At 70.6% G+C, this 12,540-nt stretch carries 12 protein-coding genes; 5 read left to right on the forward strand and 7 right to left on the reverse strand.

All coding sequences use genetic code 11. The features are described 5' to 3' along the window. Window positions 1–70 precede the first annotated feature (70 nt). From ACFHPP_RS01045 to ACFHPP_RS01055, 3 genes are all read left to right on the forward strand, one after another. Window positions 71–1,618, forward strand: coding sequence for an acetolactate synthase large subunit (locus ACFHPP_RS01045; protein WP_437161407.1), 1,548 nt, complete (start codon window positions 71–73; stop codon window positions 1,616–1,618). Between the two features lie 2 nt (window positions 1,619–1,620). Continuing rightward, window positions 1,621–2,394, forward strand: a complete 774-nt coding sequence (locus tag ACFHPP_RS01050; RefSeq protein WP_437161408.1) for an SDR family oxidoreductase — start codon at window positions 1,621–1,623, stop codon at window positions 2,392–2,394. A gap of 207 nt (window positions 2,395–2,601) precedes the next feature. Continuing rightward, window positions 2,602–4,830, forward strand: a complete 2,229-nt coding sequence (locus tag ACFHPP_RS01055) for an ATP-binding protein (protein ID WP_437161409.1) — start codon at window positions 2,602–2,604, stop codon at window positions 4,828–4,830. On the opposite strand, the gene murA is transcribed toward ACFHPP_RS01055, so the two are convergent. The 4 genes from murA to ACFHPP_RS01075 form a co-directional block, all read right to left on the reverse strand. Then, entirely contained in the window at window positions 4,827–6,080 is a 1,254-nt protein-coding gene (gene murA, locus ACFHPP_RS01060) for a UDP-N-acetylglucosamine 1-carboxyvinyltransferase (protein WP_437161410.1), read from the reverse strand. The genes ACFHPP_RS01055 and murA overlap by 4 nt on opposite strands. A gap of 85 nt (window positions 6,081–6,165) precedes the next feature. Beyond that, window positions 6,166–6,720, reverse strand: a complete 555-nt coding sequence (gene dcd, locus ACFHPP_RS01065) for a dCTP deaminase (RefSeq protein WP_304810538.1) — start codon at window positions 6,718–6,720, stop codon at window positions 6,166–6,168. Between the two features lie 64 nt (window positions 6,721–6,784). Beyond that, complete coding sequence (locus tag ACFHPP_RS01070) at window positions 6,785–6,976, reverse strand: hypothetical protein (protein ID WP_437161411.1); 192 nt, start codon at window positions 6,974–6,976, stop codon at window positions 6,785–6,787. Further along, window positions 6,976–7,935, reverse strand: coding sequence for a Bug family tripartite tricarboxylate transporter substrate binding protein (locus ACFHPP_RS01075; RefSeq protein ID WP_437161412.1), 960 nt, complete (start codon window positions 7,933–7,935; stop codon window positions 6,976–6,978). Before ACFHPP_RS01075 ends, ACFHPP_RS01070 begins: the two co-directional genes overlap by 1 nt. A gap of 92 nt (window positions 7,936–8,027) precedes the next feature. Between ACFHPP_RS01075 and ACFHPP_RS01080 the strand changes: the two genes are divergently transcribed. Next, window positions 8,028–8,795 (forward strand): maleate cis-trans isomerase family protein, encoded by a 768-nt coding sequence (locus tag ACFHPP_RS01080; protein WP_437161413.1) that lies wholly within the window; start codon window positions 8,028–8,030, stop codon window positions 8,793–8,795. 99 nt (window positions 8,796–8,894) lie between these two features. Here the strand turns inward: ACFHPP_RS01080 and ACFHPP_RS01085 are convergent, their stop codons facing one another. From ACFHPP_RS01085 to ACFHPP_RS01095, 3 genes are read right to left on the reverse strand one after another with little or no spacing between them, the layout of a single operon-like run. Then, on the reverse strand, window positions 8,895–9,305 hold the full coding sequence (locus ACFHPP_RS01085) for a DUF3597 domain-containing protein (protein WP_437161414.1): 411 nt from the start codon (window positions 9,303–9,305) through the stop codon (window positions 8,895–8,897). A 50-nt stretch (window positions 9,306–9,355) separates the two neighbouring features. Continuing rightward, window positions 9,356–10,183: an alpha/beta fold hydrolase gene (locus ACFHPP_RS01090; RefSeq protein ID WP_437161415.1), complete on the reverse strand. Its 828-nt coding sequence runs from the start codon at window positions 10,181–10,183 to the stop codon at window positions 9,356–9,358. Continuing rightward, window positions 10,184–11,350, reverse strand: a complete 1,167-nt coding sequence (locus ACFHPP_RS01095) for an acyl-CoA dehydrogenase family protein (RefSeq protein WP_437161416.1) — start codon at window positions 11,348–11,350, stop codon at window positions 10,184–10,186. An 89-nt stretch (window positions 11,351–11,439) separates the two neighbouring features. On the opposite strand from ACFHPP_RS01095, the gene ACFHPP_RS01100 reads away from it, so the two are divergent. Next, window positions 11,440–12,537 carry an aminotransferase class V-fold PLP-dependent enzyme gene (locus ACFHPP_RS01100; protein WP_437161417.1) on the forward strand — a complete coding sequence of 366 codons (1,098 nt, stop codon included), beginning with the start codon at window positions 11,440–11,442 and terminating at the stop codon, window positions 12,535–12,537. Window positions 12,538–12,540: the final 3 nt, after the last annotated feature.

Here is a 12,540-nt window from a genome sequence, read left to right on the forward strand (position 1 = left end):
ACCATCGGGGCGCCCACCCTTGCGGCCAATCCCGCCGCCGCGCACCTTGCGGCCTTCAAGTTGCGGGAGGATGCCGGTGAACGGAGCCGAAAGTCTGGTGCACACCCTGTTGGCCGCGGGTGTGGACACCTGTTTTGCCAATCCCGGCACCAGCGAGATGCATTTCGTCGCGGCGCTGGACCGCATTCCCGGGATGCGGTGCGTGCTCGGCCTTCAGGAAAACGTCGTCACCGGCATGGCCGATGGCTATTGGCGCATGACCGGCAAGCCCGCCGTGACCCTGCTCCATTGCGGCCCGGGCCTGGCGAACGGACTGTCCAACCTGCACAACGCGCGCCGTGCGCGGTCCGGCATCGTCAATTGCGTCGGCGACCAGGCGACCTACCACCGGCCGCTCGATGCGCAGCTGACCGCGGATACCGAGGGTTTCGCCCGCGCCGTCTCCGCCTGGACGCGTACCGTGGCCCGTGCCGAGGATGTCGGCCGCGATGCGGCGACCGCCGTGCAGGCGGCGCGCACCTCGCCGGGCCAGATCGCGACGCTGATCCTGCCGTCGGACGTGTGCTGGGACGAGGCGCCGGGCGGCCCCGCGACCGGCCTGCCGGTGCCGGCCGCGCCGCAGGCGGACCCGCACGCGGTCCGCAACGCCGCCCGGGCGCTGCGCGACCGGAAGGACGTGCTGATCCTGCTCGGCGGCCCGGCCCTGACGGCGGAGGCGCAGGCACTGGCCTGGCGCGTCGCGCAGGCGACCGGCGCCGCGGTGCTGGCCGAGATGTCCAATTCGCGCGTCGAGCGCGGCCAGGGCCGCATGCAGCTGGAGCGCGTGCCCTATCCGGCCGATCTCGCGATCGAGGCGCTGAAGCCCTACACCACCATCATCCTGGTCAACAGCAAAGCGCCTGTCGGCTTCTTCGCCTATCCCAACAAGCCGTCCCGCCACCACCGCGAGGACGCCGACATCCTGCTGCTGACGCGCTACGAGGCCGACCCGATCCAGGCATTGACGGCACTGGCCGAGGAACTCGGCGCACCGCAGGCCGCGATCCCCGACCCTGGCCCGCGCCCACAGCCGGTGCGCGGCACGCCGACGCCGGAGGGGCTGGCGCAGACGCTGGCGGCGCTGATGCCGGACAACGCCATCATCGCCGACGAATCGGTCTCCTTCGGCCGCGGCTTCTACAAAATCACCCACGCCGCGCCGGCGCATGACTGGCTGCACATCACCGGCGGCGCCATCGGCTGCGGCATCCCGCTGGCGACCGGCGCCGCGATCGGCGCCCCCGGCCGCCGCGTCATCAACCTGCAGGCCGATGGCTCCGCGATGTACACCCTGCAGGGCCTGTGGACCCAGGCGCGCGAAAAGCTGCCGGTCACCACCATCATCATCTCGAACCGGAAATACGCCATCCTGATCGGCGAGTACCAGGGCGTCGGTGCCAACCCCGGCCGCACGGCGATGGACATGCTGGACCTCGGCAACCCGAACCTCGACTGGGTGAAGCTGGCCGGCGGCATGGGCGTGGCGGCGGCGCGGACGACGACGCTGGAAGGTGTCGCCGACCTTCTGCAGCAGAGCCTGTCGCAGGACGGGCCGTTCCTGATCGAGATGGAGGTCTGAGCATGGACCTCTCCCTCGCCGGCCGCCGCGTGCTGATCACGGGTGGATCGAAGGGCATCGGCCTGGCCTGTGCCGAAGCCTTCGCGCGGGAGGGCTGTGACATCATCCTGGCCGGGCGCGACCCCGCTACCTTGGCCAGCGCCGCCGATGCGGTGCGTGGCACCGCGCAGGTCCGGGTGGAAACCCACGCCGCGGACCTGTCCCGACCCGAGGCGCGTGAGGGGCTGCACGCGGCCTTCCCGGACCTCGACATCCTGGTGAACAACGCCGGCGCCATCCCCTCCGGCCGCCTGCAGGACATACCCTTCGCGCGGTGGCAGCAGGCCTGGGACCTCAAGGTGCTCGGCTACATCCATCTGTGCCAGTTGTACTATCCGGGGATGGAGGCGAAGCGCGCCGGCGTCATCCTGAACATCATCGGCATGGCCGGGCGCGCCCCGCGCATGGGCTACATCTGCGGCGGCACCGGCAATGCGGCGCTGATCGCCTTCACCTCCGCGCTGGGTGGCGCGGCGCAGGAGGCCGGCGTGCGGGTGCTCGGCATCAACCCCGCCGCCACCCGCACGGCGCGGATGGAGACCCAGGCGCGGGTGAATGCGAAGCTGAAGTTCGGCGACGAGGACCGCTGGGCGGAAACCCTGACCGGGCTGCCCTACGGCCGCCCAATCGAGGCGGCGGAGATCGCCGATCTGTCGGTGTTCCTGGCCTCCCCGCGTGCTGCCTATGTGAACGGCACGGTGGTCGACGTCGATGGCGGCGGCATGTTCCGAGGCTGAACGCCGGACCAACCCCCGATTGCAGGGCACCGATCTTTCTGCCAGGGTCAAGGTGCTTGCATGATGGTCAATTCCTGACGCGGACCTCAGTCTGATTGCGAGGCCTGTCAGGGGCCGACCAGCCGAAGGGTGCCCTTCCGGCCCCGACGGACCGGGGGAAGGGCTGGCCCATCCGCCAGCCGCAGGGGCTGGCTCGATGATCCTGGCATGAGCATCCGCGCCCGCCTGCTGTGGCTGGTCGCCGTCGCCACGCTGGTCCCGGCGCTGCTCGTTGGCTTCCGCTTCCTCCAGGAACGCCAGGCGCAGATCGACTCCGCCACCTCGCGCCTGGTCTCCGCCGCCGGGGTCGTGGCGCTCGATCTCGATGACCGCATCATGGGCGCCAGCCAGTTGCTGTTCGGCCTGGCGCGGGCGCGCGACCTGGCGGAGCCCGAGCCCGCCGCCTGTTCCGCCTTCCTGTCGGCGGTGCGCGAACAGTACCAGCAATTCACCGGCCTGCTGACCATCGACCCGGAGGGCCGGCTGGTCTGCGACTCATTGCAGACCGGCCGGCAGCTCGACCTGCGGGACCGCCGCTATTTCCAGGAGGCACTGCTGACGGAACGCGGCGTGGTCCTGCAGCCGGCCTTCGGGCGGCTGACCGGCCTCTCGGTGCTCCAGGTTGCGTTCCCGGCACGCAATGCGGCCGGCGACCTGTCCTTCGTCCTGCTCGCCTCGCTGAACCTCGTCACCCTTGTGCAGGACCACGCCAACCGGCTGCAACCCGGCGAGGAGATCCTGCTGGTCGGCCCGGACGGGGTGGCGCTGGTCTGGACGGAGCAGATGGTGGCGCGTGGCGGATCGCCCGACCGAGTGCTGGCCGGCGAAGTCGCGCGCTTCGCATCCGGGGAGGATCGGCGCCCGACCTGGGAGGTCCGCGGCGAGGATGGCCAGGTCCGCATCTGGGCCGCCGGCACCGCCCCGCTGACCGAAGGGTCCGGCCTGCGCGTGCTGGTCGGCCAGAAGCGGCAGGATCTGGTGGCGCAGGCGGATCGGCGGCTGCGGCAGGATCTGGTGATCCTGGCCGCCGTCTCGCTCGGCCTCGCCATCGCCGTGTGGCTGATCGGGGAGCTGGGGATCAGGCGGGAGGTCGGGCGCATCTCCGCGATGGCCTGGCGGCTTGGCCAGGGTGACCTGGCGGCGCGGATCGCCCCGCCCTTTCCGGGCGGCGAGCTGGGCGGGTTGATGGCCGTGCTGAACCGCAGCGCGGATTCGCTGCAGCACCAGCGGGACGCCATCGCCGACCTGAACCGCAAGCTGCTGCAGGCGCAGCGGATGGAGGCGGTGGGCCAGCTGACCGGCGGGCTGGCGCATGATTTCAACAACCTGCTGACCGTGATCCTCGGCAGCGCCGAATTGCTCGCCGAACAGCTGGAGCACGACCCGGACCTGCTGCAACTGGCGGAGACCACACGGCTGGCGGCGGAACGGGGCGGCGACCTGACGCGCAGCCTGCTGGCCTTCGCCCGCCGCCAGCCGCTCGATCCGCGGCCCACCGATGTCGGCAGCGAGCTGCGCCGCGTCGAGGTGCTGCTGCGCCGCACGCTCGGCGAGCATATCGAGTGCCGCTTCGACCTGGCAACGAATCTCCCGCCGGCGCTGGTCGACCCGGCGCAGCTGGAGGCGGCGCTGTTGAACCTGGTGCTCAATGCGCGCGACGCGATGCCGCAGGGCGGCCGGCTGACGGTGGAGACGGCGTCAGCCCTGCTGGATGCCGCCTATGCCGCGCAGCATGAGGAGGTGGCGGCCGGCGAGTACGTCGCGATCGCCGTGACCGACACCGGCTGCGGCATGACGCCCGAGGTGCTGGCGCAGGTGTTCGAGCCGTTTTTCACCACCAAGGAATTCGGCCGCGGCAGCGGCCTCGGCCTCAGCATGGTGTTCGGCTTCGTCAAGCAGTCGCAGGGCCACATCCGGATCTACTCCGAGCCCGGCCAGGGCACCACCGTGAAGCTGTACCTGCCGCGCGCCGCCGAGGGCACGGCGCCGCGCCTCCCCGTCCCCCGGGCCAGGTCGCAGCGCGGCGATGAAAGCGTGCTGGTGGTCGAGGACGATGCCATGGTGCGCGCGCATGTCGCCGGTGAACTCGGCAACCTGGGCTACCGCGTGCGGGCCGTCGCCAATGGGCAGGAGGCGATGGAGGTGCTGCGGGGCGATGCGCCGGTGGATGTGCTGTTCACCGATGTGGTGATGCCCGGCGGCATGTCGGGCCCGCAGCTTGCGGCCTCCGCGCTGCTGCTGCGGCCGACGCTGCGCGTGCTGTACACCTCGGGCTATACGGAAAATGCCGTGGTGCATCACGGCCGGCTGGACCCGGGCGTGGTGCTGCTCAGCAAGCCCTACCGGCGCCAGGAGCTTTCGGAGAAGCTGCGTTTCGTTCTGAGGGCGGAGAGCTAGACCCGCTCGATCTCCGCACCCACCGCCGAAAGCTTGCGCTCCAGCGCCTCGTAGCCGCGGTCCAGGTGGTAGACGCGGTTCACGATGGTCTCCCCCTGCGCCGCCAGCCCGGCCAGCACCAGGGAGACGGAGGCGCGCAGATCCGTCGCCATCACCGGCGCGCCGGACAGCTTCGGCACGCCGCGCACGATGGCGGACTGGCCGTGGTACTTGATGCGGGCACCCATGCGGGTCAGCTCCGGCACATGCATGAAGCGGTTCTCGAAGATCGTCTCCGTGATCATGCTGGCGCCTTCCGCCACGCACATCAGCGCCATGAACTGCGCCTGCATGTCGGTGGCGAAGCCGGGGAAGGGCTCGGTCATCACGTCCGCGCCGCGCAGGCCGTTGCGGCGGGTGATGCGCAGTCCGGCGGTTTCCTCCGCCACGTCCACCCCGCATTCCCGCATGGTCCGCACCACGGCGCCAAGGTCGACCATGCGCGCGCCCTCCAGCAGCACCGTGCCGCCGGTGATGGCCGCGGCGCAGGCGTAGGTGCCGGCCTCGATGCGGTCCGGGATGATCGGGTGGGTGGCGGCGCCGAGCGTCTTCACGCCCTCCACCACCAGGCGGTCGGTGCCGATGCCCTCGATCCGCGCGCCCATGCGCATCAGGCACATGGCGAGGTCGCCGATCTCGGGCTCCCGCGCCGCATTCACCAGTTCCGTCACGCCATCGGCCAGCGTCGCGGCCATCAGCAGGTTCTCGGTGGCGCCGACGCTGACCTGCGGGAAGATGATGGTGGCGCCCTTCAGGCCGCCGGGCGCCTTCGCATGCATGTAGCCGCCTTCCAGGTCGAAGACGGCGCCCATCTGCTCCAGGCCCTTGATGTGCAAATCCACCGGCCGCGTGCCGATGGCGCAGCCGCCGGGCAGCGAGACCCGCGCCTCCCCGAAGCGCGCCACCAGCGGGCCCATCACCAGGACGGAGGCGCGCATCTTGCGCACCAGGTCGTAGGGCGCCTCCAGGTTGTTCGCGGTACCGGACAGCACCAGGCGGCGGCCGGGCTTGTCGTGGTCCACCGTCATGCCGTGCTGGGACAGCAGGGCGCGCATGGTGGCGATATCCGCCAGGTCCGGCGCATTCTCCAGCACCAGCGGGCCGTCGGAGAGAAGTCCGGCCGCCATCAGCGGCAGCGTCGCGTTCTTGGCGCCGCCGATCGGGATGTTGCCCGATAGCGGCTTGCCGCCACGGATGCGGATGCGGTCCATGCGTGGTCCTATCGAGCTACTGGAGTATCTCCCTCTCCCCCCTGCGGGTGGAGAGGGCTTCGGCACCCATCTTCTTCGGCCGTGCCTACAGCTTCGGCAAGGCGACGCCGCGCTGGCGCATGTACTTGCCCTTGCGGTCCGCGTAGCTGACCTCCGGCGGCGCGCTGCCCTGCAGGAACAGGAACTGGCAGATGCCTTCGTTGGCGTAGATGCGGGCGGGCAGGGGGGTGGTGTTGCTGATCTCGATCGTCACCTGGCCTTCCCATTCGGGCTCCAGCGGCGTGACGTTCACGATCAGCCCGCAGCGCGCATAGGTGGATTTGCCGAGGCAGATCACCAGCACGTCGCGCGGGATGCGGAAGTATTCGATGGTGTGGCACAGCACGAAGCTGTTCGGCGGGATGATGCAGGTCTCGCCGCGCCGCGTCACGAAGCCCTGGTCCGAGAACACCTTCGGGTCCACCACCGCATTGTCGACGTTGGTGAAGATCTTGAACTCGTCGGCCAGCCGCGCATCGTAGCCGTAGGAGGACAGGCCGTAGGAGATCACGCCCTCACGCCGCTGGCTTTCGACGAACGGCTCGATCATCGCCGTCTCCTGCGCCATGCGGCGGATCCAGGTGTCGGGCATGATGGACATGGGCGGGGCGAGCCTTGCGCGTCGTCGGGGATCGCCGTCTAGCCCAGCCGGCATGTCAGGTCCATTACGACCCGGGCTTGTCCTCCGGCGCGGGCTTGGCCTTCTCGGGCGGATCCGGCGGCACATCGGCACGCGCGCGCGCCTGGGCCTTGCGCCGGCGCAGGTTCTCCCGCAGCGCGGCCGCCAGCCGGGCCTCGCGCGCCTGCTGCGCCGGTGTGCGCGGCGGCGGGTCCGGCGCCTTGTCGCGGTCCGGCATCAGCCGACGCGGATGCCCGCCGCCTGCACCACGGCGGCCCAGCGCCGCACCTCGGCGGCGACGAAGTCCGAATACTCCGGCGCGGTCATGCGCCGCGGCGTGGCACCGGTCTCGACCAGCCGCGCCGTGATCTCGGGCGTTGCCAGCGCGGCCAGCACCTCCGCATTCAGCCGCGCCACGATGGGGGCGGGCGTTCCGGCGGCGGCGGACAGGCCGAACCAGGTGGAGGCGACCAGGTCAGGATGCCCGAGTTCCTTGAAGGTCGGCAGGTCCGGCCAGCCTGGCACGCGGGCCTCAGCGGTCACGGCCAGCAGCCGGAAGCGCTCGTTGCGCCCGGCCTCGACCAGCGTGGTGATCATGGATTCCAGCGCCCCGCCGGCGACGTCGTTCATCATCGGGCCGCTGCCGCGATAGGGCACATGCGTCGTCTCGATGCCGGCGGAGCGTTGCAGGATCGCCTGCTTCGCGTGGGAGGAGGTGCCGTTGCCGGGCGAGCCCACCGCGAGGCCGGGCCGTGCCTTCGCCGCCTCGATGAACTGCGCCAGGTCGCGGATCGGGCTGGCGACGTTCACCGCGAGCACGGAGGGGATTTCGGCCAGCAGCGCCACATGCGCGAAATCACGGACGGAATCATAGGGCATGGCGGGATAGACGCTTGGCCCGACGCCGAAGCTGGCGATGTTGGACACGATCAGCGTGTGGCCGTCCGGCGGGCTCTTCGCCACATGGTCGGAACCGACCGTGCCGCCGGCGCCGGCGCGGTTCTCCACCACGAAGGACTGGCCAAGCACCACGGCCAGCCGCTGTCCGACCAGGCGGGCGATGAAATCGGTGGTGCCGCCGGGCGGGAAGGGCACCACCATCCGCACCGGCCGCGACGGCCAGGCCGGCTGGGCCTGCGCCAGGCTCGGCGTCGCAATCGCGCCGGGTATCAAGGTCAGCAGGTGGCGGCGGCGCATGGCGTGGGTTCCGGCGGCGGGAAGCGCGAAACCTAGCGCCGATGCCGCGGGGCAGGCAAACCTTCGCCATGCAGCCAGGGACCGCGAATGCCATGACCGTCGAATACGCCCCGCGCGGCCTGGTCGGCGTACTGACGCCGCAGGCCAACACGACGGTGGAGCCGGAATTCGCCATCCTCTGGCCGCCCGGCATCGCCATGCTGAATGCGCGGCTGACCAGCACGAAGCCCAGCATCGTCGCGCGCCTGCTGGACTATCTGCGGGACCTGCCGGGCGCCGCGGCGCAATTCGCCAATGCGCCGATCGGCACGCTCGCCTTCGCCTGCACCGGTGCCAGCTACTACTCCGGCGTGGCGGAGGAGGATGCGCTGGTGGCGCGGATGCAGGATGCGCTCGGCATCCCCGTCATCACCGCGGCCCTGGCGGTGCGGGATGCGTTCCAGGCCGTCGGGGCGGAGCGGATCGGGCTGGTCTCGCCCTATCCGGACGACCTGACGGAGGCCGCGACAACCTACTGGACCGCGCGCGGCTTCGATGTGGCGGCGGTGTCCCGCGGCGCGATGGCCGATGGCAGCTTCCACCCGATCTACGCGATGTCCGCGGCCGGCGCCGCGGCGGCGCTCGCGGCCATGCCATCCGGCCGGGTCCAGGCGGTGGCGATGCTGGGCACGGGGATGCCGACGCTGGGGCCCATCCTGGGCCAGCCCTTCGTCGGGGATGCGCCGGTCACCTCCTGCATGCACGCGCTCGCCTGGCGCAGCGTCTGCGCCGTGACCGGGCAGGCGCCAGGCCGGGACAACTTCCTGGCCTGGGTACGCGGCGAGGGCTGGGGCGCCCGGTACCGGGAGCGGATGGGCTAGGGCGGTTTCACCTGTGCCATGCACAGGTGAAACCGCCCTGGCTTTTGATTTGGCGCATTTTCCGAGCCGTCAGGCGTATCCGCCCGACTTGAAAATTCTCTAGCCGCGCAGCGAATCCGGCACGCGCCCGCCATTCTCGGCCAGCTTCGTCATCACCTGGCGGTGCAGCCAGATGTTCATCGCGGCGGAATCGCTGGTGTCGCCGGAATAGCCCAGCTCCCGCGCCAGCTCCTTCCGCTGCTCCAGGGACGAATCCAGGCCGAGCAGCTTCATCAGGTCCACGATCGAATGCCGCCAGTCCAGCTTCTGCGGGTTCTGCTCCGCCATGCCGGCCAGGATTTCCTCGACATCCACCGGCGCGGTGGGCGCGGCCGGCGTCGTGCCGGGCGCCATGGTGGCGAGGTCGGGCTGCGCCTGTGGCGTCGGGGCCCCATCGGCGGCCGGTGTCTCCGCGGCCTGCGCGGTGCGCTTGCCGAAGATCTTGGACATGATCGAGCTGAAGACACCCATGCGACGCACTCCTGTTGTTGGACGTGCCAACGGTTGCGGAGGCGTCTGGTTCAGTCCCCCCGCCGCAGCCAATCCCGCAGCAGCGCATCCACCTCCGCCGCCGCCTCATAGGCCACCCAATGCCCGGCACCGGGGACCACGGCGATGCGGGCATCCGGCCGGGCGCCGTGCAGCGCATCCACCCGCTCATGCAGGTTGGGCCAGGCGACGGCGTCGCGCTCGCCCCAGATGGCGTTGAGCGGCACGCCCTGCGCCGCGGCCAGCGCGTCGCGCAGGTTGCCGCTGGGCGCGAATTGCCGGCTTTTCAGCCGCGCACCATTCGAGTTGATCTCCTGGATCTCCAGCGCCAGCGCGTCGATCCGGGACGGGTCGCCGAACATCAGGCTGGCCAGGTTGTGGCGATGCGCCTCCACCTTCGCCGCGCCGGTCTTGTCGCGCACCTTCATCATGCTGACCGGGCTGCGCGGCGTGCCCAGCGCGCCGGCCCCGCAGATGGTGACGCTGCGCAGCCGGGGCGCCAGCAGCTTGGCCACGAAGCCCGCGGTCAGTGCGCCAAAGGAGAAGCCGACCAGGTCCATCAGCGAGGTGTCCGGCACGATGCCGGCGAGGCCCTCGATCAGCACCTGCGCGATGGTCGCGGGGTCCTGCGGTTCCGGCGGGTCGTCACTTTCGCCGAGGCCGGGGATGTCGGGCGCCACCACCATGCGCTCTGCCGCCAGCCACGGGATCTGCTTCACCCAATGCCGCCACGACCCGCTGCCGCCATGCAGCATCATCACCGGTGCGCCGCCGCCCGCGTTCCAGACGCGCCACACCATGCGGCCATCGCCGCAGGGCGTTTCATGGCGGGTCGCAGCGGCTTCGAGTTCGGCCAGCATTCAGTAACTCCGGGGAAGACCGAGCACCCGCTCGGCGATGTAGCAGAGGACCAGCTGCGGGCTGACCGGGGCGATGCGCGGAATCAGGCTTTCGCGCAGCAGGCGTTCCACGTGGTATTCCTGCGCGAAGCCATAGCCGCCGAGGGTCATCACCGCCTGCTGGCAGGCATTGAACCCGGCCTCCCCCGCCAGGTATTTCGCGGCATTCGCCTCCGCGCCGCAGGGTAGGCCCTGGTCGTAGCGCCAGGCGGCCTGCATCACCATCAGCCGTGCCGCTTCCAACTGCATCCAGCAGGCGGCGAGGGGGTGCTGGATCGCCTGGTTCTGGCCGATCGGGCGGCCGAATACGACCCGGTCCTTGGCATAGGCGGAGGCCCGGGCGATGGCGGCGTGGCCGATGCCGATGGCCTCCGCGGCGACCAGGATGCGCTCCGGGTTCAGCCCGTGCAGGATGTAGTCGAAGCCGCGTCCCTCCTCGCCGATGCGGTCTTCCTCCGGCACCTCCAGCCCATCGATGAACAGCTCGTTCGAATCGACGGCATGGCGGCCCATTTTTGCGAGTTCACGCACCTGGACCTTGCTGCGGTCCAGCCTGGTGTAGAACAGCGAGAGACCCTCGCTGCGCTTGCGGACATTCTCCAGTTTCGTGGTGCGCGCCAGGATCAGCATGCGGTCCGCCACCTGCGCCGTGCTGATCCAGACTTTCTGGCCGGTGATAACGTAGCCCGCATTGCTGCGAGCCGCGAAGGTCTGCAACTGCGTCGTGTCGAGCCCCGTATTCGGCTCCGTCACCGCGAAGCAGGCCTTCTCGGCGCCCGAGATCAGCGGCGGCAGCATGCGGTCCTGCTGCGCTTCGGTGCCATGCACCACCACCGGCATCGGGCCGAAGATGTTCATGTGGATGGCCGAGGCGCCTGACATGGCGGCGCCGGATTGCGCCACCTCCTGCATCATGATGGCGGCCTCCGTCACACCGAGCCCGGTGCCGCCGACGCGTTCCGGCATGCAGATGCCGAGCCAGCCATCGGCGGCCATGGCGGCGTGGAATTCCTGCGGGAAGCGGTGCGCGCGATCCGCCGCCAGCCAGTAGTCGTCGCCGAAGCGGGCGCAGATGCGGGCCACCGCTTCGCGCAATGCCTCCTGCTGCTCGGTCAGGGCAAAATCCATGGCTGGCTGTCTTCCCGTGTCGCCCGGCTTCTCGCCGCGTCGGCCGCACCGTGCCAAGCTTCCGCCGAAGCGCAACCCCGGCAGGACCCGTGCCCCTTTTCAACCCCGCCGATTTCCACATCCCGCCCGGCCTCGTGCATGTCTGCGCCGCCGGCGAGACGCCCGTGCTGCACGCCCAGGCCATGGCCCTGTCGCGCCACGCACAGGACAAATCCACCGGCCCCGCCGGCCGCGCCAGGCTGGATGCGGAGGTCGAGCGCCTGCGCGCCCGGCTCGCTGGCTTCTGGTCCGTGGCGACCGAGGAGATCGGGCTGGTGTCCTCGGTGGCAGAGGGCATGTCCCTGCTGGTCGAGAGCCTGGACTGGCGGGAGGGCGACAACGTCGTGCTCGACCGCAACGAATACGCCTCCGTCGTCGCGCCGGTGTCGATGCGCCGCGGTGTGGAACTGCGCTTCGCCCGCATGGCGGACCCGGCGGAGGTGGCGCGGGTGGTGGATGCGCGGACGCGGATGGTCGCCGTCAGCGCGGTGTCCTACCTGGATGCGCGGCGGCACGATCTGCCGGCGCTGCGGACGGCGGCGGGCGATGCGCTGCTGGTGGTCGATTTCACCCAGGCCAGCGGCTGGCTGCCGATCGAGGCCTCGGTCGCCGATTTCGCCTTCTCCGCCTGCTACAAATGGATGCTGGGCCTGACCGGCACCGCCATCGCCTACTGGAACCGGGCGCGCCAGCCGGGCTGGGCGCAGGCGACGGCGGGCTGGTATTCCATCGTCACCGGCCCGCGCCCCGACTATGCCGGGAAGCTGGTGCTGCGGCCCGATGCCGGGGTCTTCACCCGCGGCAACCCGGCGCATGCGCCGGCCTACGCGCTGCACGCCGCGCTGGACCATTTTTCCCGATTTGAGCGCGATGCGGTGCGGCGCCATGTACAGGGCCTGACGGTGGCGCTGCTGGACCGGCTGCGGCAGGCCGGTATCGGGAGCATGACCCCGCCCGATCCGGAACATCACGGTGCCAGCGTCTGCATCGCGCATGAACGCGCCGGCGCCATCGTCGCGGCCATGGCGGTGCGCGGCGTGCTGGCCTGGAACGGCCGCGGCCGTATCCGCATCAGCTTCCACGGCTACAACGATGTTTCCGAGATTGACCCCATCATGGTCGCTTTGACCGCCGCCTTGGCCGACTGAGGA

The sequence above is a fragment of the Falsiroseomonas sp. E2-1-a20 genome, assembly GCF_051433195.1.
Lineage (GTDB): Bacteria > Pseudomonadota > Alphaproteobacteria > Acetobacterales > Acetobacteraceae > Falsiroseomonas.